Annotated in this window: 18 protein-coding genes and 1 other RNA gene; 17 read left to right on the top strand and 2 right to left on the bottom strand. The window is 53.7% G+C overall.

From position 1 onward, the window contains the following. Window positions 1-61: 61 nt before the first annotated feature. The 8 genes from NOU37_02155 to NOU37_02120 all read left to right on the top strand — a co-directional run bounded on the left by NOU37_02155 (window position 62) and on the right by NOU37_02120 (window position 8,952). Window positions 62-1,051 carry a 4Fe-4S dicluster domain-containing protein gene (locus tag NOU37_02155; GenBank protein ID MCQ4574036.1) on the top strand — a complete coding sequence of 330 codons (990 nt, stop codon included), beginning with the start codon at window positions 62-64 and terminating at the stop codon, window positions 1,049-1,051. Next, a complete protein-coding gene (locus NOU37_02150) occupies window positions 1,048-4,218 on the top strand; it encodes a molybdopterin-dependent oxidoreductase (GenBank protein MCQ4574035.1) in 3,171 nt (1,056 codons plus the stop codon). Before NOU37_02155 ends, NOU37_02150 begins: the two co-directional genes overlap by 4 nt. A gap of 100 nt (window positions 4,219-4,318) precedes the next feature. After that, window positions 4,319-4,762 carry an SsrA-binding protein SmpB gene (smpB, locus tag NOU37_02145; protein ID MCQ4574034.1) on the top strand — a complete coding sequence of 148 codons (444 nt, stop codon included), beginning with the start codon at window positions 4,319-4,321 and terminating at the stop codon, window positions 4,760-4,762. Window positions 4,763-4,854: 92 nt separating this feature from the next. Beyond that, window positions 4,855-5,211, top strand: a transfer-messenger RNA (tmRNA) gene (ssrA, locus tag NOU37_02140). 252 nt (window positions 5,212-5,463) lie between these two features. Next, a complete protein-coding gene (locus NOU37_02135) occupies window positions 5,464-6,036 on the top strand; it encodes a rubrerythrin family protein (protein ID MCQ4574033.1) in 573 nt (190 codons plus the stop codon). A gap of 233 nt (window positions 6,037-6,269) precedes the next feature. Beyond that, on the top strand, window positions 6,270-6,752 hold the full coding sequence (locus tag NOU37_02130; GenBank protein MCQ4574032.1) for a response regulator: 483 nt from the start codon (window positions 6,270-6,272) through the stop codon (window positions 6,750-6,752). Between the two features lie 66 nt (window positions 6,753-6,818). After that, window positions 6,819-8,321 (top strand): D-alanyl-D-alanine carboxypeptidase/D-alanyl-D-alanine-endopeptidase, encoded by a 1,503-nt coding sequence (gene dacB, locus NOU37_02125; GenBank protein MCQ4574031.1) that lies wholly within the window; start codon window positions 6,819-6,821, stop codon window positions 8,319-8,321. 10 nt (window positions 8,322-8,331) lie between these two features. Continuing rightward, complete coding sequence (locus NOU37_02120; protein MCQ4574030.1) at window positions 8,332-8,952, top strand: class I SAM-dependent methyltransferase; 621 nt, start codon at window positions 8,332-8,334, stop codon at window positions 8,950-8,952. A gap of 208 nt (window positions 8,953-9,160) precedes the next feature. Here NOU37_02120 and nth read toward each other — a convergent pair whose 3' ends face one another. Next, the gene (nth, locus tag NOU37_02115; GenBank protein MCQ4574029.1) at window positions 9,161-9,796 is read right to left on the bottom strand and encodes an endonuclease III; all 636 of its coding nucleotides are present in this window, start codon (window positions 9,794-9,796) and stop codon (window positions 9,161-9,163) included. 113 nt (window positions 9,797-9,909) lie between these two features. Here nth and thiL point away from each other — a divergent pair, with 113 nt between their 5' ends. The 8 genes from thiL (at window position 9,910) to NOU37_02075 (ending at window position 19,049) form a co-directional block, all read left to right on the top strand. After that, window positions 9,910-10,863 (top strand): thiamine-phosphate kinase, encoded by a 954-nt coding sequence (gene thiL / locus NOU37_02110; protein ID MCQ4574028.1) that lies wholly within the window; start codon window positions 9,910-9,912, stop codon window positions 10,861-10,863. Then, window positions 10,850-11,350 carry a tRNA (adenosine(37)-N6)-threonylcarbamoyltransferase complex ATPase subunit type 1 TsaE gene (gene tsaE, locus NOU37_02105; protein MCQ4574027.1) on the top strand — a complete coding sequence of 167 codons (501 nt, stop codon included), beginning with the start codon at window positions 10,850-10,852 and terminating at the stop codon, window positions 11,348-11,350. Before thiL ends, tsaE begins: the two co-directional genes overlap by 14 nt. Next, complete coding sequence (gene mutL, locus NOU37_02100) at window positions 11,350-13,104, top strand: DNA mismatch repair endonuclease MutL (protein MCQ4574026.1); 1,755 nt, start codon at window positions 11,350-11,352, stop codon at window positions 13,102-13,104. The genes tsaE and mutL overlap by 1 nt, the downstream gene beginning before the upstream one ends. 173 nt (window positions 13,105-13,277) lie before the next feature. Then, entirely contained in the window at window positions 13,278-13,643 is a 366-nt protein-coding gene (queD, locus tag NOU37_02095) for a 6-carboxytetrahydropterin synthase QueD (GenBank protein ID MCQ4574025.1), read from the top strand. Window positions 13,644-13,667: 24 nt separating this feature from the next. After that, a complete protein-coding gene (locus NOU37_02090; GenBank protein MCQ4574024.1) occupies window positions 13,668-14,957 on the top strand; it encodes an orotidine 5'-phosphate decarboxylase in 1,290 nt (429 codons plus the stop codon). Between the two features lie 63 nt (window positions 14,958-15,020). Then, window positions 15,021-15,527, top strand: a complete 507-nt coding sequence (locus NOU37_02085; GenBank protein ID MCQ4574023.1) for a UvrB/UvrC motif-containing protein — start codon at window positions 15,021-15,023, stop codon at window positions 15,525-15,527. Continuing rightward, on the top strand, window positions 15,505-16,560 hold the full coding sequence (locus NOU37_02080) for a protein arginine kinase (protein ID MCQ4574022.1): 1,056 nt from the start codon (window positions 15,505-15,507) through the stop codon (window positions 16,558-16,560). The genes NOU37_02085 and NOU37_02080 overlap by 23 nt, the downstream gene beginning before the upstream one ends. A gap of 14 nt (window positions 16,561-16,574) precedes the next feature. Continuing rightward, on the top strand, window positions 16,575-19,049 hold the full coding sequence (locus NOU37_02075) for an ATP-dependent Clp protease ATP-binding subunit (protein ID MCQ4574021.1): 2,475 nt from the start codon (window positions 16,575-16,577) through the stop codon (window positions 19,047-19,049). 133 nt (window positions 19,050-19,182) lie between these two features. Here the strand turns inward: NOU37_02075 and NOU37_02070 are convergent, their stop codons facing one another. Further along, window positions 19,183-20,151: a DUF1848 domain-containing protein gene (locus tag NOU37_02070; GenBank protein MCQ4574020.1), complete on the bottom strand. Its 969-nt coding sequence runs from the start codon at window positions 20,149-20,151 to the stop codon at window positions 19,183-19,185. Between the two features lie 151 nt (window positions 20,152-20,302). Between NOU37_02070 and NOU37_02065 the strand changes: the two genes are divergently transcribed. Continuing rightward, complete coding sequence (locus NOU37_02065) at window positions 20,303-21,265, top strand: hypothetical protein (protein ID MCQ4574019.1); 963 nt, start codon at window positions 20,303-20,305, stop codon at window positions 21,263-21,265. Window positions 21,266-21,306 lie beyond the last annotated feature (41 nt).

Below are 21,306 nucleotides of genomic sequence, written 5' to 3'. Positions count from 1 at the left end.
GGTGCGTTTATAGATATATTACGTTTCTTCTGTCTAACGACACTAAGAAGTCTGAAAATATATGCGTGGTAAAAAGACAAACAAATTAGGCCGCAGGGACTTCTTGAAGGCCGGCATCGCGGGCATGTCCCTGGGAGTGCTGGGCGGGTGCATTGAGAAGAAGAAAACCGCGTTCAAGACCCCTAAGAAAACCGGGGAGGCGGGGAACCCGAAGGTCGCCGCACCGGAGTTGCTTCTCCCGAAAAACGTTCCGCCGGGCCAGGGCACGCTGACGCGGATGTACGATGACCTCAGATATGCCATCAAGAGACCTATCGAAGACCTGCGGTGGAAGATGGTCATAAATGTAAACCAGTGTATCGGCTGCTACGCCTGCGAGGTGGCCTGCATCTCAGAAAACGTTTCACCTCCGGGTGTGACCCTGCGAAAGGTCTTTACTGCGGAGTATGGAACCTTCCCCGACGTCACCAGGACCTTCATGCCGAGTAACTGTATGCAGTGTAATAACCCGCCCTGTGTCGAGGCCGCGCCGGAGGGAGGGCTGGAGAAGCGGCCCGACGGCATCGTTACGGTTAACCTCAAAAAGTTCAGGGACAAGGCGGAGGTGGACGCGGTCATAGAAGCCTGCCCGTACGAGAATACTATATTTTATGACGACGGGTCTTATTTTACACAAGGTGTTGGGGGTGTCGAAGGTACGGACGCTCCCCCCCAGCCGTATGAAGAGGTGGATAACTATCAGTATGGGTCTCCCGAAAAGCGCGAGGACCTTGTCGGGAAGCCGAGAAAGTGTGACTTCTGCCTCCACCGGCTGAGAAACGGGATGCTTCCCGCGTGTGTTACCACGTGTATAGGCGGGGCCATGTATTTTGGGGATGGAAACGACACCAACAGCCTTGTGTCGGAACTAATGCGCGCGCATCAGGTGGCTAAAATGAAGGACGTTCTCGGTACGGACCCTAATGTGGTCTATATCGCCACGGAAGTGCCTGACGTGCTGCCGGGTCTTAGTTCGTGTACGCCCTGCCATACGGGTATGAATCTGAAATGAAGAAAACTTCCAAAAGTGACGTCAACAGGTTTAATCGCCGGGATTTTATTAAGGCGGGAGCCTTGCTGGGTACGGGTGCCCTTCTGGCCTACCAGGCGGCCAGGGTGGAGACCGCGCACGCCTCATGGTCGTGGCTTGGGACCGCGCAGGGATACCCGATGGCGAAGCCTGAGAACATCGTCTATTCAACCTGTCTGCAGTGTCACACGGCTTGCCCGATAAAGGTGAGCGTAATAGACGGCATACTGGTCAACATAAACGGGAATCCCTACTCACCCCAGTCAATGCTGCCGCATATTCCGTATGAGAACAGTCCCCTCGCCGTAGGTCAACTGGACGGCTATATCTGCCCGAAGGGCCAGGCCGGGATTCAGTCCCTTTATGACCCGTACAGGATACGCAAGGTGCTGAAGCGTGCTGGACGACGGGGAGAGAACAAATGGGTCACCATAGATTTTGAGCAGGCGATAGACGAAATCGTTAACGGCGGCAAACTTTTTGAACAGGTAGAGGGAGAAGAAGAGAGGGCCGTTCCGGGACTAAAAGACCTTTTCGCCCTGAAGGACGGCCAGACTTCCTTGTGGATGGCGGCGGACGCCATGAGGGTGGCCTCCGGAGAGTTGTCTGTCGCGGGGTATAAGAAGAGACATAAGGAACACCTGGACACCCTTATAGACCCTGAACACCCTGACCTTGGGCCCAGGAACAACCAGTTTGTGTTTTTGGCGGGACGCATCGAGCACGGCAGAAAGGAGTTCAGCCAGAGGTGGCTGCGCCAGAGCTTTGGTTCGATAAACTGGTACGAGCACACGTCCATATGCGAGCAGTCCCACCACATAGCCTACAAGCAGATGACCGGCAAATTCAAGGCTGGAAAGTGGAAGGGCGGCAAGACCCACATGAAGCCGGACACCCTGAACAGTGAATTCATTATCTACTTCGGCACCACCGGCGGGCTTGAGGCGGGTTTTGGCCCCCCGCCTGCCGCGAGGAAGGTCACGGCCGGTATTATTTCCGGACGGCTCAAGACGGTAGTGGTAGACCCGCGCTTCAGTAATGGCGCGGCCAAGGCATGGAAGTGGCTGCCCATAAAACCCGGCACGGACGGGGCGCTGGCGCTGGCGATGGTTCGCTGGATTATTGAAAATGACCGGTACGACAAAAATTTCCTCCGAAATACCACCCGCAAGGCGGCGGTTGACAGCGGCGAGACCTCATGGAGTACCGCGAGCTTGCTCGTTAAGATTGAGGACGGACGTCCGACCAAATACCTGCGGGCCTTGGAAATAGGCATCGGCAAGGAAAACGAGTTTGTCGCGCTTTCCGGCGGCGTGCCGGAGGCCATGGAAATCGACTCGAACAACGAGCCCGTCTTCGGCGACCTGTTTGTGGACGGTATGGTAAAAGGTGTAGCCGTCAAGACGGCCCTCCAGTTGCTGAAGGAATCCGCGTTCAGCAGGACCTTCGACGAATACGCCGCAATTACCCACATAAAAAAGGAAGACATTTTTGAGGTCGCGCGCGAGTTCACGTCTCACGGTAAGAAGGCCGCGGCGGAGTTTTACAGGGGGGCCGTTCAGCATACGAACGGGTATTACAATGCACAGGCGATTATAGCGCTCAACGTGCTCATCGGGAACCTGGACTGGAAGGGCGGTCTCGGCAAGGGCGGCGGCCACTGGCATGAGGCCGGAGATAAGACAGGTCAACCGTTCCCGCTCAAAAAGGCGCTGCATCCGGGAAAGATTCACCCCTTCGGCCACAAACTGACACGCGAGGAGTCTTCATACGAAAAATCCACGCTCTTTGCCGGCTACCCGGCAAAACGGCCGTGGTATCCGTTTACCAGCAACGTGTACCAGGAGGTCCTGCCCTCGGCCGTGAGTCAGTATCCGTACGGCGCAAAGGTGGTCTGGATGCACATGGCCACTCCGGGTCTGTCCACCCCCGGGGCCAACAGCCAGCTCGCGGCACTGCGGAACTTGGAAAAGGTCCCGCTCCTTATAAGCACCGATATAGTAATAGGCGACTCCACCGTGTTTGCCGATTACGTATTTCCGGATACCAGTATATGGGAGCGATGGGGCCTGCCGCACGTAACGCCCGACGTACAGACAAAGACCAGCAAGCTCCGCCAGCCCGCCGTGGCCCCCATCCCAGAGACGGTTGAGGTGTTTGACAGGGATATGCCCATATGCATGGAGACGGTAATGCTCAAGATAGCCGAGAAGATGGGTCTTCCCGGTTACGGCGAGAACGGGTTCAGGCAGAGAGAGCCGTTTGAACATTTTGAGGACTATTATCTCCGCATGGTGGCAAACGTTGCGTGGGGTGATAAGCAAAAGGATAAGGTCCCGGAGGCAAACCCCGCCGAAATTGAGTCGTATGAAAAGTCACTCCGCCACCTGCCGGGGAGCGTGTTCGATGTGAAACGGTGGGAACGGACGGTTGGCGCGAAATACTGGAAGATGGTGGCGTATATACTATCGCGGGGAGGGAGGTTTCAAAACTTTGACGGGGCGTATAAGGGTAACAGGCTGGCCCACACCTTCTCCAGCCATGTTAACCTTTACGTGGAACCCGTGGCCAATGGCAGGGATTCAATGACCGGTGAATATTTTTCAGGAACGCCCGGACATGCACCCTCGACGGCGTGTGACGGCGGGAAGATCGGGGATGAGATATATCCGTTCACGCTGATTACGTATAAGGGCATTCTGGGCGGGCAGTCCAGGACGCTGCCCAACGACTACTGGCTGAGCCAGATCTGGCCCGAGAACCACGTCGAGCTTAACCCCGTGGACGCGGAGGCAATTGGGGTAAAGGCTGGAGACGTGGTGCGCATTGTGTCTGCGACAAACACGAGCGGCGCGTGGCATATAGGACCGGCGGGGCAGAAGAAGTACACTGAGGGCAAGGTCAAGCTGACCGAGGGCCTGAAGCCGGGCGTGGTCAACGTCAGCTGGCACTTCGGCCACTGGGCATACGGAGCGGCGGATACGGTAATTGACGGAGAGGTCGTGAAGGGAGATGAGCGCCGCACGAAGGGGCTGTGCCCGAACGCCGTCATGCGCCTAGACCCGTATCTTAAGGACGTTTGCCTCACCGACCCCATAGGCGGCAGTTCCGCGTTCTTCAGCACCAGGGTCAAGCTCGTTAAGGCGTGACGGTGCCTTCCAACAGGTGCAATCCCGTTGATTTATGAGGTTGCGTTACGCCGCCAAAAGTGCTATCTTATTTATGTAAACCCTTCAACAAGCGGTAGAAATGGACATAATAGCCACTAACAGGCAGGCCCGTTTCAAGTATGAGTTGATGGATAAATACGAGGCCGGGCTTGTGTTGAAGGGTAGCGAAGTAAAGAGCCTGAGGAATAAGGACGCGAGCCTGAACGAGGCCTTCGCGCAGGTAAGGGGCCGGGAGGTGTATCTCTATAACCTCCACATAGGCCAGTACCAGCAGGCGGGTCTCCAGGGCCACGAGCCGAAGCGTCCGCGCAAGCTCCTTCTCAATAAGACCGAGATATCCAAGATTATCGGCAAGATGAACGAGAAGGGCTACGCGCTGGTGCCCGTAACGCTCTACTTTAACAGGCGCGGAATCGCCAAGGTGGAGGTCGCCCTGGCAAAGGGCAGGCGGGTCCACGACAAGCGCGAGGCCATCCGAAAGCGCGAGACCGAGCGCGATATCCAAAGGGCCATGAAACGCTAAAGGGCCGCAGGGGCACAACACCTTGCGCCCCGCTTGTAGCGGTCGAGCTTGCTCGACGCCGTAGTTGCCCTTCTCCGAGGTAAAATTTTTTGGGGGGCGAATGGAATCGACCGTGTTACGGAGGTAACAGGCAGCATGCTGAGGTTGTCAGGAGGCCTCATTAAACACCTGGCGCAAACAACAAGTGCCGATTATCAAATGGCAATGGCTGCATAAAAGTAGCCCTTCCTCCGGGTCCTGCCTGTAGGACCCAAGGATGACAGCTAACAGGCTGGCCCGGACTTTTTACCTGAGGAGACTGGGTGAGAAAATTATCAGGCTGGCTGTCGCGGAACCCTGTCTACCGGGGTCCGCAGTACGGCGAGATTTCTTAAAAAGATAGACTAAGCATGTAGAAACCTTTACCGATGTGCATTGGGACGCGGGTTCAATTCCCGCCGCCTCCACCATTCCCTTACACAAAAACCCCGCCCTGGTGCCGCAGGGTTTTAACCCTGCGCGAACTAACCCCATGGCTAAAGCCATGGGGCCCCCACTAGAAAATACACAAAAAAATCTTCTTCGCTAATCTTCTTTAAAAATAGTCAACACCGGGAATTAACTCTTATAATGTCCTGCAATATGTATATAATCCAGGGACTGATGTTTGTGGATGGTTTTTTTTAAGAGTGGTTTACGTTTTTCGGCAAGGAGGAGAGTGTATGGATCTGAAGGGGAGTCAGACGGAGAAAAACCTGCTGGGGGCGTTTGCCGGTGAGTCTCAGGCCAGAAACCGTTATACGTTTTTTGCAAAGAAGGCCGTGAAAGATGGCTTTGTGCAGATTGCGGACATATTCGAAGAGACGGCCGGTCATGAGAAGGCTCACGCGAGCCGGTTCTTTAAGTTTCTAAAGGGCGGCGACGTGGAGATAACGGCCACGTTCCCGGCCGGCGTTACCGGCGCCACGGCAGAAAACCTGAAGGCCGCGGCGGGCGGTGAACACCTGGAATGGGAAACGCTTTACCCCTCGTTCGCCACGACTGCCAGAGAGGAGGGCTTCGGGGCCGTGGCCAAGGCGTTCGAGGCTATTGCCGTGGTCGAGAAGTATCACGAACAACGGTATCTCGCTTTACTGCAAAATGTGGAGGCCGGAACCGTTTTTAAGAAGGACAAGAAGGTCACCTGGCGGTGCAGAAAATGTGGATATGTCCACGAGGGCACGGAGGCACCGTCCGTGTGTATAGCCTGCGCCCATCCTCAGGCATATTTCGAGGTTTTATCGGAAAGTTTTTGAAGAACGAATAAAAAACCTCGATTGAAGGTGGATGTATATTCGGCAGAACGTAGGAAAGCGCCACCGCCAAACACCCTAACCTTTTATTCCGACTAATGTTACGTGGGTGTCTGGAATGGCAGCGGAGCGACACGCGGCAAAAAATTTTAAATATTTGCTGGACGAATGGGAGGAAAAGTTATAGAAGAATAGACTTAAGTAAAGGGGGTACCGGGGGGCTTCGTTTAAGGCAAATGGCCGTTACACGGATACTTATAATAGAAGATGAACGCCAGACGGTGGATGAGCTCAGGGACAACCTGGAGTTCTATGGTTATGAGACGGAGGTTGCCCTCGCCGTCCCGGTGGGCTTTAGTATCGTCGAAGAGAGAAAGATGGACCTGGCCGTTGTAGGCGAGGAAGTGCACGAGGTCAGCGGTCTTGATATCCTTAAGAAGCTCAAGGAGCTTGACCCGGATATCAAGGTCGTGATGATTACGTCCCAGAGGTCCAAACGCCACCAGGCTTCCCTGTTGAGATCCGGTGCTCATGGGGTCCTGACTCAGCCGTTGGAGAAAGAGTCGTCGCTGAAGCTGATAGAAGGTGTAGTAAAGACTCCGTTGGTGCCGAAGAAAAAGAAAAAGAAAAAGGCCAGCAAAAAAATACGACCCAAGGTCAAAAAAAAGGTCAAGAAGGAAGTTACAAAAAAGGTTAAGAAAAAGGCGAAAAAAAGGTAGCGGGGGTGAAAGGGAGTTTAGTTATTCTTCGTACATGCTGTCATGCCAGCCACTCTTAGAATGATTGTGGCATCAAGATGTAAGGGAACAAAGAAAAGGGCGGCGTTTCGGCTTCTGAAACTGGTTCTTGCCTCATGTTTGGTCCTTATCGCCCTGGAGGCCCGTCTATGTGCCGGTCCTGATGACGGGACCCTGGGGAAGAAGATCAAGCATGTCCTGACTTCTTCTTCTTCCTCGTTGAAAGGCGCGTCTGTCGGTATCTGCGTTGTTTCCCTCCCCGGTGAGAAGGAACTTTACAGCCTCAACAGTGACAGGCTTTTTATAGTGGCGTCCAACATGAAGCTTCTTACGACCGCCGCTGCGCTGGAATACCTGGGACCCGAATACCGGTTTGTGACCACCGTCTACGGCCGTGGGGACGTCTCAGAGGGAGGGGTGTTAAACGGCGATCTAATCATCAAAGGAGGCGGCGACCCGAACATATCGGGTCGTTTCCACGAGGGCCGCAGCACGGCGGTACTGGAGCATTGGGCCCTGGAGCTGGGCAAGGCCGGCATAACGGAGATCGGCGGAGACGTCATTGCGGACGATACGTGGTTTGACAGGGAGCACGTCCACCCCGATTGGCCGCGGAACCAGCTCACCAGGTGGTACTGCGCACCGGTCAGCGCGCTGTCCTTTAACGATAACTGTATAGAACTTCGCATGGTGCCCGGCGATGACGGCGGGGTAAGGGTTGTCAAAGAACCCAATACCCGGTACGTAAGGGTACACAATTCAAGCCGCATGACCAAGAAAAAGAAGGGCGCGAATTTCATTGTTTATAGAAAGCCCGGTGCTAACGAGATATTTGTAAAGGGGAAGGTCAGGCGCGGGCACCTGCCCGCGACACACTTTGTGACGGTCGATGACCCCCCGCTGTTTCTTGCCAGCGTCTTCAGGGAGGTCCTTGAACGAAACGGCATCAGGGTAGACGGCCGTGTACGGTTGATAGCCGGGGAGGACGTGAGTTCGCCAGGGGAGTTACATGAACTTGCCTCGACGGCCTCAACGATGGCGCAGTCCGTTAAGGTTGCCAATACAAAGAGCCAGAATTTTTATGCGGAGCAGATACTGAAGACACTTGGGATGGAGATAAAGGGCGAGGGCAGTTTTGCCGCCGGCCGCGAGGTGCTGGAAGAATTTTTGCTGGAGCTTGGACACCCTCCCGACAGGTACACGATTGCCGACGGTTCAGGCCTTTCAAGGAACAACAGGCTCTCCCCCCGCATGCTGGTAGACATACTCGCCTACATGTACAAACATGGTGAAGGCGACGTGTTTTACTCGTCGCTGTCCGTTTCCGGCACGTCCGGCACCATGGGCCGCCGGCTCAAGAAGGAGCCTTATAAGGGCCGGGTGAGGGCGAAGACGGGTTATATCTCCAAGGCCAGTGCCCTTTCGGGATACGTGGAGACGCTGAGTGGCAAGAGGCTGGCCTTTTCTATTCTCATTAACGACTTTAAGGCCTCTAACGCAAAGATTAAGAAGGTCCAGGACTCTATATGCAGGGCCCTGGTGAACTACTAGATAATATTTGATGAAAATAGACAAGATAAAGAGCGTATACGCCATTCACTCCTACTTTTACGACGGCATCTTCGGGAGGCTTTATGCCCCCGGGAGACTAGCGGCCATCAGGCTTATGGACATAAAGGCAGGGCAGGAGATACTGGAGGTGGGTGTTGGGACGGGCGTCTCACTCCCGCGTTATCCCAAGTACGCCAGGGTGGTGGGTATAGATATCTCCACGGAGATGCTGGCAGAGGCCGAAAAGAGAAAGACCTCCATGAACCTTTCCAACGTGGAGATTCGCGAGATGGACGCCGGCAGTCTGGATTTCCCGGACGGGCGGTTTGACAAGGTGGTGGCCGCCCACGTGATAAGTGTGGTGCCTGAGCCCTTGAAGGTGATGAAGGAGATGGCCAGGGTCTGTAAGGACGACGGCGAGGTCTATATACTCAACTATGTTAATGCGTCAAACGGTATAGTGGCCTGGTTCGAACGAAAGTTCCAACCCATCCGCGAGGCGATGGGGCTGGGGAGGAACGTGGACTTTGGGGTCCTTATAGCCGAATCCGGCCTTGTCATCGAGCACATAGAGGGCGTAAACGTCATGGGCATATGCCGCCTGATAAAGTGCAGGAAGAAAGGGAGATAGTAGGGAAGACGCGACAAAGGTCTTTGTAGAGAAAAGAGCCAAAGAAAAATCTATGGCAAAAATTACTAAGATATTAGTATATGCTTACCGTTGTGGGTGTGAGCTACCGTAGAGAGGCGTATTGATTAGATGTGCTCAAGTATGATTAGCTTGTAAAAGAAAAATATTTTATAGCAGGGACACGGCATGCCATGCCCCTGCTATCTTACTACTTCGGCTCCGCAGTTTTATCAGAATAGTTGCAGTATTTCTCGATAACGCACTGATAACACAGGGGTTTTCGTGCGACGCAGACCTTTCTGCCGTGGTCTTGGAGCAGGTGGCAGAATTTAATCCACTTGTTCTTCGGGATGGCGGCCGTCAGTTCGGCCTCTATCTTGTCCGGGTTTTTCGATCTGGCCAGCCCTATGCGCTGCGCCAGGCGCCCGACATGGGTGTCCACCCCGATGGCGGGTATCCCAAACGCATTGCCGAGGACGATATTGGCCGTCTTCCGGCCCACGCAGTGAAGTTTTAGGAGGTCTTCCGGATTTTCAGGTACTTTACCCCCGAATTTTTTCGCGATATCTCCGGTGCACGCCTTTATACTCTTCGCCTTGTTTCTAAAAAATCCCGTGGACCGTATCTCTCCCTCAAGTGTCGCGAGGTCTGCCATGGCGTAATCCCCGGCGCGGCGGTATTTCTTGAATAAAACGCGGGTTACCCGGTTTACCCTTTCGTCGGTGCACTGCGCCGCAAGTATAAGGGCTATAAGTAGTTCGAGCGGTGACTTAAACTCCAGCGCCAGCCCGGTCCCGGGATATTCCTTTTCAAGGAGGGTGATGATGCGTGTGGTCTTTTCCATAGGCAGGGTTTTAGTGACAATTCCCCATAATGTCCGTTCCCGTACTGACAGAAAGGATTTTAAAAATCAAATAGAAATCCAGCCCCCTCTCCTTATAATTGAACGTACAGGCAGTGGGAAAAGATTTTACCCATACCCGTCAGCCCATGCGTGAAAGCGAATATATCAAATATCTCAAGGAAGTCCAGGGGGTGTCAAAGAACGTCCTGACTGGCATCGGAGACGACGCGGCGGTCGTAAGGGTGCCGAAGGGGCTCTGTGTGCTTAGCACGGACACCCTCCTTGAAGGGACCCACTTCAACCTCAAGGACGCCAGCCCCAGGGAGTTGGGCAGAAAGGCCATCGCCTCAAGCCTGAGTGACGTGGCGGCCATGGGATGCAGGGCCACCTTTGCCCTCGTGTCTATCGCCTTCCCGCGCTCTACGCCCATGAGTTTTGCCCGGCAGCTTACCCGTGGGTTGAATAGCGCGGCCGCGAAGTACGGAGTGACGGTGGCCGGTGGAGACACCGTGAGCGGCAAGGGGCCTCTGTTTATAAACGTTACGGTGCTTGGTGAGACAGACGGACTTAGACCCGTCCTCCGTTCCGGAGCGAGACCGGGCGACGTCATAATGGTCACGGGTGAACTTGGAGGGTCTATATTAGGTAAACACATGCGCTTCGACCCCAGACTGGAGGAGGCCGTCTATTTGAATAAAAATTTCAGGCTGCATTCCATGATAGACATAAGCGACGGTCTCTCCCTAGACCTGGGTCATATACTGGAAGATAGCGGTGTCGGGGCCGTCTTATACGAAAAACAGATACCCGTTTCCCGTGCCGCCCGCAGGCTCGCGCGCAGGACCGGTAAAACCCCCCTGTATCATGCACTGACGGACGGGGAGGACTACGAACTCTTGTTCACACTTGGCAAATCGCATGCAGAGAGACTTACAGGCAAGAACCTGCCGCTAAAGGTCCCCGTTACCGGGATAGGCCACATACGCAGGGAGAGGGGGCTTTTTCTTAAAGAAGATAACAGCGGGAAACTCGGAAGAATAAGGCCTGAAGGATATGAGCACATCTGATGACGCCCAGGTAGCGTGTGTTGTCACCACCTCCAGCGAGGAGGAGACAGTGGCGCTCGGCCGCAGGATAGGCGGGCTTCTGGAACCCGGCGGCGTGGTCGCGCTCATGGGCAGCTTGGGTTCCGGTAAGACTACACTGGTGAAGGGACTGGCTGAGGGACTTGGTATCAGTGACGCGAGAGAGGTGAGGAGCGCCAGCTTTTTACTGATAGCCGAGTATAAGGCCCGCGTGCCGATCTACCATTTTGATGCCTACCGGCTGGAGGGGGCGAGGGAGATGTATGAGCTAGGTTGCGACGAGATTTTCTGGGGGAACGGGGTCTCTGTGGTCGAGTGGGCCGACAGGGTTGAGGAATGTCTTCCCGATAGTTACCTGAAGATTTCCATGTCTATAGAAGGTCCGACGACGAGAAAGGTTGAGCTCTCCAGTCATGGGGAGGGATATGACGAGATAGTTAACGGCCTTAGTGGCAGAGGGTTTTCTTGATGCAAAAGCAACAGGATTCTTTGGGCCGGATACAGGTCCTTTCCCCGGACGTTGCGAGAAAGATCTCCGCCGGTGAGGTTATCGAGCGGCCTTCTTCTGTAGTGAAAGAACTGGTGGAGAACTCGATAGACGCCGGTTCAACCAGGATTGACGTAGAGCTGGTCGAGGGGGGTAAGACCCTGATTCGCGTGGCGGACGACGGTGTGGGCATCCCTGCGGATGACCTGGCCAAGGTCTTCCTGAAACATGCCACGAGTAAGATTGCCGCCATTGAGGACCTTGAGGCCATATATACCATGGGCTTCAGGGGCGAGGCGCTTGCCAGTATCGGCGCGGTGTCTATGGCCAGGGTAGTCTCTTGCGCCAGGGGCGCCGGACAGGGGGCGGAGGTCGAGGTAAAGGGAGGCGACCGCGGGAAACACAAATACGTGGGTGCCCCGGATGGTACGCAGGTAGAGGTGAAGGAACTCTTTTTTAACATACCCGCCCGGAGAAAATTTCTTAAATCCACCCCGGCCGAAATGTCGCATATCTCAGATATGCTTGCCAAACTGACGCTTTCTCATCCGGCGGTGCATTTTGTGTTCTCGCACAACGGTCGTGAGGTATTCAACCTCCCCTCCACCTCTAGCCTGAAAGAGAGGATTGCGGCGTATTACGGTGAGGAGCTGGCCAGGGACATTGTTCCCATAAGTTCCAGGGAGCCCGGGCTTGAGGTCAGGGGTTATGCCCTGCCACCCTCGCAGTACCGAACGAACACCCGGATGCAATTTGTATTCCTCAACGGCAGGCCCATAAAGGATGCGGGCCTGACCCATGCCATAAACAACGCCTACCGGGCCCTGTTGCCGCCGGGCAGGTTTCCGATAATCTTTCTGTCGCTTGACATAGACCCGTCGTCTGTAGACGTAAACGTTCATCCCACTAAGCTGGAGGTTCGGTTCAGGGACGGTTCCAGGGTTTACGGCCAGGTGTTGCAGGCCGTCAAAAAGGCCCTGAACCAGTTACAGCCGGGACTTGTACCGCCGTCAGCCGCTCCATCCGGGGCAGATGCAAATACCGGAGCGTCTCAGGATGTCAGGGTTCCTCCAAAAATGTTCGATAGATGCGGCTCAGGCGGCGTAACCGGGTCGCTTCTACCCAGAACCCCTGCGGTTACGCCCGGCAGGGAGACTGCGGAGACGGGTTACGGGCGGTTTGTGCAGCTTCACTCCGCATACATAGTTGAAGAGACCCCCAAAGGTATTAACATCATTGACCAGCACGCCTTACACGAGGCCGCGCTTTATCACGATATAAAGGGCACAATTCAGGAAAAGACGTTATCCAGCCAGAGGTTGCTTATACCTGAACTTTTGGAACTGAGCCCAGAGGATTTTTTCCGTATCCTGGAATTAAAGGACGTACTGGAAAGGCTTGGGCTCGAGCTGGAGGAGTTTGGCCGCAACAGTGTCATCGTACGCGCCGTTCCTCAGATACTTAAAGACGTTGACTCAAAAGAACTTATAAAAGGGCTCCTCGAAGATACCAGGGAAAGGCTTACAGGCGAGCAGATGACTGACCGGATAATAAAGGTCCTGGCCTGCAGGGGTGCCGTTAAATCCGGGCAGAAACTTAGTTCACAGGAACTCGTTGCCCTGCTTGAAAGGCGGAAAGATACCGAGCCGCTGTCGCACTGTCCTCATGGCCGTCCCACCACCCTGTTTTTCTCCTTAGAGGAGTTAGACAAACAATTTAAGAGAACCGGCAAGTAACAAATAATCTTGACTTTTAACACCCTCAATGCTAGTATCCGTTGTAACCGGATTGGCCTTTAGCGCCATCTACAAGTAGTTGTTCTTTATGGTGTCCCGTGCAGCGAAAGAAATAGTAGGTCCGTTTGCTCAAAGACTAGCTTTTGGCGCCCCACCTATAACAAAGAAACTAAATGTACGAACTGATGGTAGAGACGGATTTTGCTGCCGCGCACTCGCTTAGAGAATACCACGGTAAGTGTGAAAACGTACATGGCCATAACTGGAAGGTTCAGATAGTACTGAGTGCGGAGAGACTGGACGGCGTGGGCATGGTTTTAGATTTTAAGGACATAAAGGGTATAGCGAGGGAGATCCTTGAGGCCTTTGACCACAAAAACCTTAACGAGCTTGCATATTTCAGGAAGGATAATCCCACCACGGAAAACATATCCAGGGTTCTTTACGCTGAGTTCTCCAAGAAATTACCAAAAGAGGTCACTTTGCGAAAGGTATCAGTCTGGGAGTCAGACCGGTGCGGGGCCTCTTACTTTGAATAGTTCTTTTAAAAGTTGGTGTGTGGGATGTTGCCCATCCTGCAAGTAGCGCTAGATTTTGTAGACCTGCACAGGGCCTTCAAGGTTGCGGAAGAGTCTGTGGGAGGCGGGGCGGACAGGCTGGAGGCAGGTACGCCCCTGATAAAGAGTGAAGGCCTCAACGTGGTAAGGAAGCTGCATGAGACCTTTCCTCATATCCCGATCGTGGCCGACATGAAGACCATGGACGCCGGCCGTACGGAGATGGAGATGGCGGCCAAGGCGGGTGCACGTTATGCCGTGGTAATGGGTGCCGCGTCCGACGCTACGATAAAGGAGTGTATAGCGGCCGGGCGTAATTACGGTCTTGACGTAGGTGTGGACCTGCTGGGAGTTAAGGAAGCTTCGCGGCGCGCAAAAGAGGTAGAGGGCTGGGGTGCCAGTTACCTCAATGTCCATGTGGCTGTAGACGACCAGATGAAGGGCATACAGCCGTTCGACAAGCTGAAGGAAATAACCGGCCAGACAGGTATACCCGTTGCCGTAGCAGGTGGAATAAATTCAGAGAATGCGGCAGACGCCGCAAAGGCCGGGGCCGAGATCGTAGTGGTAGGCGGCGCCATAAGCAAGGCCGCCGATGCAAGAGAGGCCACGCGGGAGATAAAAGAGGCCATCCTTAAGGTCAAGAGTATCCCCACGAGGCTTTACAAGAGGGTCTCCGGGAACGGTGTAAAGGATGCGTTGCTCAAGGTTTCCACGTCTAATATATCAGATGGGAGCCATCGCGCCGCCGGCATGACCGGGTTTGAGGCAATCACCAAAGGGGTAAAAATGGTTGGAACAGCCCTGACGGTGAGGTGTTATCCCGGTGACTGGGCGAAACCAGTCGAGGCCATAGACGTTGCTGAGAAGGGACAGGTTCTGGTTGTGGACGCTGGCGGGGTCGGCCCTGCCATCTGGGGCGAACTCGCAACGCTGAGCGCCCTTCAGAAGGGTCTTGCGGGAGTCGTCATAAACGGCGCGGTCAGAGATACCTCTGAGATACGCGAATCAGGATTTCCGGTCTTTGCCAGGATGGTAATGCCAAACGCCGGCGAGCCAAAGGGGTTTGGTGAGATAGGGGTTCCCGTGAACATATCGGGAATTACCGTCTGCGCGGGCGATTGGATTGTCGGTGATGACGACGGTTTGATGGTGGTTGCCGCGAGAGAGGCCGAGGTAATGGTAAACCATGCGATGGACTGGCTGGAAAAGGAAAACAGAATCAGGGCGGAAATAAAAAAGGGAAAAATGACCTTGGCAGAGGTTGTAGACCTGTTAAAGTGGGAGAAGAGATAACAACATAAGTATAATCTCCGGGAATTTATCGGAGTTTCATTTATTGTTAAAGGGTTGACCCCGATGAAATGTGAATCTTGCAACAAAAGACACGCCACGGTACACCTTACAGAGATTACCGGCAGCGAGAAGAAGGAGCAGCATCTGTGTGACGAGTGTGCCCACAATCTGAATAACCAACTGGTGAAGATGCCTTCTCCCACGGACATACTCACCAACCTTATAAACCAGGTGGCGCCTGAGATTAGTGAAATGTCTAAGACGGTATGTCCGGCGTGCGGGATATCGTATCTGGAGTTTCGTTCAAGCGGCAGGCTCGGCTGTCCGATGGATTACATGGCCTTTAAGAAGGGTATCGTGCCGCTGCTGGATAAGATGCACGGTTCGTCACAGCATATAGGCAAGGTGCCCAGCCGTGCAGGAAAAGAACTGGTGGTCAAGAACGAGGTGCTTCAACTCAGGAAGGAGTTGGACAAAGCGGTCGAGAAGGAAGACTACGAGAAGGCCGCAAAGATACGCGACCGCATATTTGAACTCTCTGGGAGTGATGATGCTAAGAGAACTTTATAATAAAACAGGTGACTGGCTTAGGGGTACGGGCCCCGAGGCCGACACTGTAATAAGCACGAGGATCAGGTTGGCAAGAAACCTGGCTAACTTCCCCTTCCTCAGCAGGGCCAACACCGAGCAAAAAAGGGAAATAGAGGGGCTTATAAGGCAAAAGATTAAACGCGCCAATGACACGAAAGACCTCCATTATATAAGACTTTCTGATATAAGCGCCGTTGACAGGCTCTTCTTGGTGGAACGGCGGCTGATAAGCAGGGAGCACGCGGGTGGGGATGGTGAGCGGGGAGTCGCCTTCGGCAAGTCGGAGACCGTCAGCGTTATGGTCAACGAGGAGGACCACCTGAGAATACAGGTAATACGGTCTGGCTTTGAGCTCAGAGGGACCTGGAAGGTAATAGACGAAATAGACAACATCCTGGAGAAGGAATTGAAATATGCCTTCAGCCCCACTTTTGGCTACCTGACCGCCTGTCCCACGAACGTAGGCACGGGCATGAGGGCCTCCGTTATGTTACATCTGCCCGCCCTCGGCCTTACTCATCACGTTGAAAAGGTTTTTAGCGCCGTCGGTAAGCTGGGTCTGATAGTGAGAGGGCTGTATGGAGAAGGAACCCAGGTACTCGGTGACCTTTACCAGATTTCAAACCAGTTTACCCTGGGTAAGTCGGAGGCGGAAATCATTGAAATAGTAGAGAGCGTAGTCCCGAATATTACCAGTTATGAACGTATGGCAAGGGAGGCCCTGGTGACAGATAACAGGAAACAGTTGGAAGACAGGGTCTGGCGCTCGTACGGCATGCTTAAGATGGCAAGGATGCTGTCCTCTGAAGAGACGATGCATCTTATATCGCAGGTGCGGCTGGGCGTAAACCTCGGATTATTTAAAGACTTATCCCTTGAAACACTCAATGAGCTTTTTATACTTACCCTTCCGGCACATTTACAGAAACTGGAAGGTAAAGAGCTGGAAGCGACCCAAAGGAATGAATTACGGGCTACCTTTGTAAGAAAGCGTTTGAGTAATACTAATTAGAAGGAAGGAAGTTCATGTTTGACAAGTTTACAGACAGGGCAAGAAAGGTGATGGCGCTGGCCAGAGAAGAGGCCAGACGGTACAACCACGAATATATAGGGACGGAGCATATACTCCTGGGCCTTGTAAAGGAAGGCAGTGGTGTCGCAGCCAACGTGCTCCAGAACCTGGATATTGAGCTTAAGAAGATACGTATAGAGGTTGAGAAGATAGTTCAAACGGGTCCCGACCTGGTGTCGGTGGGGCAGCTTCCGTTTACGCCAAAGGTGAAGAAGGTGCTGGAGTTCTCGATGGAAGAGGCGAAGAATTTGGGCCACAACTACATTGGCACCGAACACCTGCTTCTCGGCCTTCTGAGGGAGCACGAGGGTGTGGCTGCCCAGGTGCTTCTGAACTTAGGCGTTAAGCTTGAAGACGTCAGGGAAGAGGTCATAAATCTTTTAGGCGCCGAATCGGCGCATCCCGGCGAAGGCCCGGAGAAGGAAGAAAGGAGGGGTAAATCTAAAACCCCTGCGCTGGACTCCTTTGGGCGCGACCTTACTCAGCAGGCCAGGGATTCAGAGCTTGACCCGGTTATCGGCCGTCAGGAGGTTATTGAAAGGGTCATACAGGTGTTGTGCCGCCGCACGAAGAATAACCCCGTGCTCCTTGGGGAGGCGGGTGTCGGCAAAACGGCGATTGTAGAGGGTCTGGCACAGTCCATAGTGAATTGCAGTGTGCCCGAGATACTCGGCGGCCGCCGCATCGTGGCCCTCGACCTTGCCATGATAGTGGCAGGAACGAAATATAGAGGGCAGTTTGAGGAGAGGATAAAGGCGGTCATGTCCGAGGTGCGTCGTGCAAAGAACGTCATCCTCTTTATCGATGAGCTTCATACGCTCGTTGGCGCAGGCGGGGCCGAGGGTGCGATAGACGCCTCTAACGTCCTTAAGCCGGCACTCTCCAGGGGTGAAATCCAGTGTATAGGCGCAACCACACTGGATGAGTACCGCAAGTACATAGAAAAGGACGGTGCGCTGGAGAGACGTTTCCAGACCATAATTGTGGACCCGCCGAATAAATCGGATACCGTGGAGATTCTTAAAGGACTGAAGACACGCTACGAGGCTCATCATAAAGTCAAGATTACTGAAAATGCCATAATAGCGGCCACAGAACTCTCCAGCCGCTATATTACCGGAAGGTTCCTGCCCGATAAGGCCATTGACGTTATCGACGAGGCCAGCGCAAGGGTCAGGCTGAAAAACATGGCACAGCCGCCGGACCTGAAGCATATTGAGCTGGAGATGGGAAAACTCGATAAAGACAAAGACGAGTCTGTAGCCGTACAGGATTTTGAGAGGGCTGCGCGCCTCAGGGACAAGGCCGACAAGCTCAAGAAAAAAAAGGAATCCATTGAGCGCAACTGGAAAGAAAGGTGCGCAGAGGTGGCCGCCATCGTCGATGATGATGTCGTGACGGAGGTGGTTTCAAAGATGACGGGAATACCGCTCACAAGAATGGAGACCGAGGAGGCAAAGAAACTGCTCCATCTGGAGGAAGAGCTCCACAAGATGGTGGTGAGTCAGGATGAGGCCGTAAAGGCCATCGCCAAGGCCATCCGCCGCTCAAGGGCCGGGCTGAAGGACCCTGGGCGTCCGGTAGCCACGTTTATCTTCGTTGGCCCATCAGGCGTTGGTAAGACTCATCTCGCAAAGAGCCTTGCCAAGTTTATGTTCGGTGAGGAAGGGGCGCTGGTTCAGATAGACATGTCGGAATACATGGAAAAGCACAACGTCTCCAGACTTATCGGTGCCCCTCCAGGCTATGTAGGCTACGAGGAGGGTGGTCAGCTTACAGAGAGAATTCGCCGCAGGCCGTATGCGGTGGTACTCCTCGATGAGATAGAGAAGGCTCATTCGGACGTCTTCAACATGCTGCTCCAGATAATGGAGGAGGGGAGGCTTACCGACAGCTTTGGCAGAAAGGTGGACTTCCGTAACGTGGTGCTTATCATGACCTCAAACGTCGGTGCGGAGGTTATAAAGAACCAGGTCACCGTGGGCTTCAAGAAAACCGCGGGGGAGCAGTCATACGCGGCCATGAAGGAACAGTTAATGAAGGTGGTGGAGAAACAGTTCAGGCCTGAGTTCCTGAACCGCATTGACGGTGTAATAGTGTTTAAGGCGCTCACCAAGAAAGACCTCATGGAGATTATCCAGATAGAACTCGATGAGCTTAAAAAGAGACTGAGCAATTACAACATTACAATCTCTCTGGACGATAAGGCCCTTGATTACATTATTGATAAAGGTTACGACCCCCACTTTGGTGCCAGACCATTGCGGCGCGCCATTGAAAACCAGGTAGAGGACCCCATGGCGGAGGAACTCCTTCAGGGTAAGTTCGTTAACGGCGCCACAATAGCAGTCACGGTTGAGGACGGTGAGCTGTCCTTTGAGGAGGTGCATCCTCCTGAACCCGCCCTGAGCGGTGAGTCGGGGAAATAAGGCCGTAAGGGGTAATACATAGGGCAATGTCCCAGGGCATTGCTTGCGCGGAATTGATCTAAAGGGGAGGACATTTGTCCTCCCCTTTTTTTATGAAGCCGTGACTTACCTGTGAAGGTAAGTAGTGGCACGGTCATGCCCGGGGCTGAACGTCCGCCGGTTTGTTTGGAGGGGTTTGGGCAGGTGTCAGGATGTCGCTTGACGGGTCGTGCATCTGGAACCTTTTTTGTGCCAGCTCCTTGTTCATGTTGGCGTAGCAGTATACGCAGCCGTGCGGGCAGGTGTCGTAGGCCCCGATGTCTCTGCTTATGACACAACGACAGCCCTTGCGTGTCGGGTTTATCTTTGTCTGCCTGGGCTTGTGGGAAAAAAGTTCAAAGAGCAGTTCGCCGTCGACGCACTGCGCCTGTCTTACGCCCCCCGTCGCCAGCGCCTCTTGACAGCATGAGTAGAGTGTTATGCCGTAGCTGTCGGCTATTTCCTTCAGTCTCCCGGTCAGGTCCGTTTTGTCCGTGGCGGACGGATCGCGGCAGGTGATGTTGTAGTTATTCACGAGCACGTCCAGGTTCCTGCGAACCTTTGAGTACACGCACACGAAGCTGAAGTAGCAGCGCTCTGTGGCCCCCTGGAGACGGGACGCGATTTCTTTAAAACGTGTTACGTAAAAATCCGGCCCCGTAAGGTTGGAGATTATAATCGGGTCAAACCTCCACTGAACGCGCCTGGGTCCGTAGCGCCCTGACAGCAGACGAAAGGTTGTGACCGCGTCGTCCAGGGGTATGACGAGGTTCTCAAACGTTCCGGGGAGACCGGTTATTGTGAAGTGGAAGTAGAAGTCGTATCCTCTTCCCTCAAGCTCAGGCAGGTATCTCATTAACGGGCCATAATTCTTCGACCAGAATACGAATGCATGTACGTCTTCGGGCCGCAGGGATACCTCGTGTTCCTGCCCGCCGAAGGGGTTAACGTACCGGACATGCCCCTCCATTATGCGGCGCATAAACCAGCCGGGGTAGAATGCGGGTATGTCCGTTCGCCTGCTTACGGAGACGATGTTCATTATTTGAGAGTAATTAATGGTATAAGTAAAGTGTTCAGTCAAATAACCTTGCTAAATTGTTCCCCATAGATTATAAACCCTTTTCGAATCTTAACAATTGACATAATTGGAGCGGACGGAAACATTTGGGGATGACACTACCATGAGAAACCTGCGGCTGTTCGTGCATATTTTACTGGCGAGTGCCTTTTGTATGGCGATTTTAGACTGCGGCACGTCCGGCGGCGTGTGTTATGCCCAGTCTCAGGCGGTCTTGGAGGAAAAGGGTGGGGAGAGAGTAGAAGTAAATATAGAAGAACTTGGGCAAAAACCGTTTGAGCCCCTTTATGCGTATAAGAGTACGGACGAGCTTTTAAAGGATATCGAGGCTTATGAGGAATTGCTTGCGCGCCACACCAAGGAAAAGTCTCCACGGGATTATGTCACATTGCGGATTCGTCTCGGTTTTTCTTATCTCACGCTAAGGACGGTGCAAAGGGAGAAACACGTTCGTTTGGCGACTGAGGACTTTGGCAGTGCGATTAAGCTTAGCGGAGAGAGTGGTTTTAAAAAGGAATTTTATGAGGCGAAGGTAGGTTTGGGGCTGGCCCTTCAGGAGTTGCCGGGAGATGAGCATACCAAGAACCTGGATGAGGCTGTGAAGGTGCTTGAAGACGCCGCCACCTATTTTACGAAAGAGCAAAATCCCCGGGCCTACGCCATCGTGAGCAACAGCCTTGGTTCTGCTTGTTTGCGTCTTTACAGTATCGGTGAGCGGAAAGGCGACCTTTTGAGTGTGGCTGAAACTTACTTCAAACAAACGCTTTCAGTGGCCAGCCACGATAAATTCCCCGTACAGTATGGCAGGGCCCAGATGGGTTTGGGGAGCGTGTACATGGATTTGTTTGGCGCCGGTGAAGACAGGTTGATGATGGAGAAGGCGCTTGGCGCATTCTCCGACGCCCGGACCGTTTTTAGTGAGAAGTTCTTTCCCGCCGATTATACCAGCAGCATTTTCTTAACGGCCCTGGTGTATGTGAATGATGAGGACTACCATAATGCCGGGAAATATTTGGAGGAAACGATGGACGTTGCGGGGAGGACCAAGGACCCGCGCCTGGAAGGCTTTATGGGCTATATGTATTCTTACGAGGCCAGTCAGGGTTTGCTGGAATAATATGGCCGGGTACACCGGGCGTGTGCCGCGAAGTCTGTTTT

This window comes from Candidatus Bathyanammoxibius amoris (assembly GCA_024451685.1).
GTDB classification, from domain to species: Bacteria; Planctomycetota; Brocadiia; order Brocadiales; family Bathyanammoxibiaceae; genus Bathyanammoxibius; species Bathyanammoxibius amoris.
This window is presented reverse-complemented; position numbering and strand designations above follow the sequence as displayed.

Bases quoted from the DNA above. Each gene is read 5' to 3' on its own strand.
- NOU37_02090 (MCQ4574024.1), top strand. From the start codon at position 13,668: ATGTTGCCCATCCTGCAAGTAGCGCTAGATTTTGTAGACCTGCACAGG.
- NOU37_02135 (MCQ4574033.1), top strand. From the start codon at position 5,464: ATGGATCTGAAGGGGAGTCAGACGGAGAAAAACCTGCTGGGGGCGTTT.
- mutL (MCQ4574026.1), top strand. From the start codon at position 11,350: ATGCAAAAGCAACAGGATTCTTTGGGCCGGATACAGGTCCTTTCCCCG.
- NOU37_02065 (MCQ4574019.1), top strand. From the start codon at position 20,303: ATGGCGATTTTAGACTGCGGCACGTCCGGCGGCGTGTGTTATGCCCAG.
- NOU37_02150 (MCQ4574035.1), top strand. From the start codon at position 1,048: ATGAAGAAAACTTCCAAAAGTGACGTCAACAGGTTTAATCGCCGGGAT.
- NOU37_02155 (MCQ4574036.1), top strand. From the start codon at position 62: ATGCGTGGTAAAAAGACAAACAAATTAGGCCGCAGGGACTTCTTGAAG.
- smpB (MCQ4574034.1), top strand. From the start codon at position 4,319: ATGGACATAATAGCCACTAACAGGCAGGCCCGTTTCAAGTATGAGTTG.
- queD (MCQ4574025.1), top strand. From the start codon at position 13,278: ATGTACGAACTGATGGTAGAGACGGATTTTGCTGCCGCGCACTCGCTT.
- NOU37_02075 (MCQ4574021.1), top strand. From the start codon at position 16,575: ATGTTTGACAAGTTTACAGACAGGGCAAGAAAGGTGATGGCGCTGGCC.
- tsaE (MCQ4574027.1), top strand. From the start codon at position 10,850: ATGAGCACATCTGATGACGCCCAGGTAGCGTGTGTTGTCACCACCTCC.
- NOU37_02120 (MCQ4574030.1), top strand. From the start codon at position 8,332: ATGAAAATAGACAAGATAAAGAGCGTATACGCCATTCACTCCTACTTT.
- NOU37_02130 (MCQ4574032.1), top strand. From the start codon at position 6,270: ATGGCCGTTACACGGATACTTATAATAGAAGATGAACGCCAGACGGTG.
- NOU37_02080 (MCQ4574022.1), top strand. From the start codon at position 15,505: ATGATGCTAAGAGAACTTTATAATAAAACAGGTGACTGGCTTAGGGGT.
- nth (MCQ4574029.1), bottom strand. From the start codon at position 9,796: ATGGAAAAGACCACACGCATCATCACCCTCCTTGAAAAGGAATATCCC.
- NOU37_02085 (MCQ4574023.1), top strand. From the start codon at position 15,021: ATGAAATGTGAATCTTGCAACAAAAGACACGCCACGGTACACCTTACA.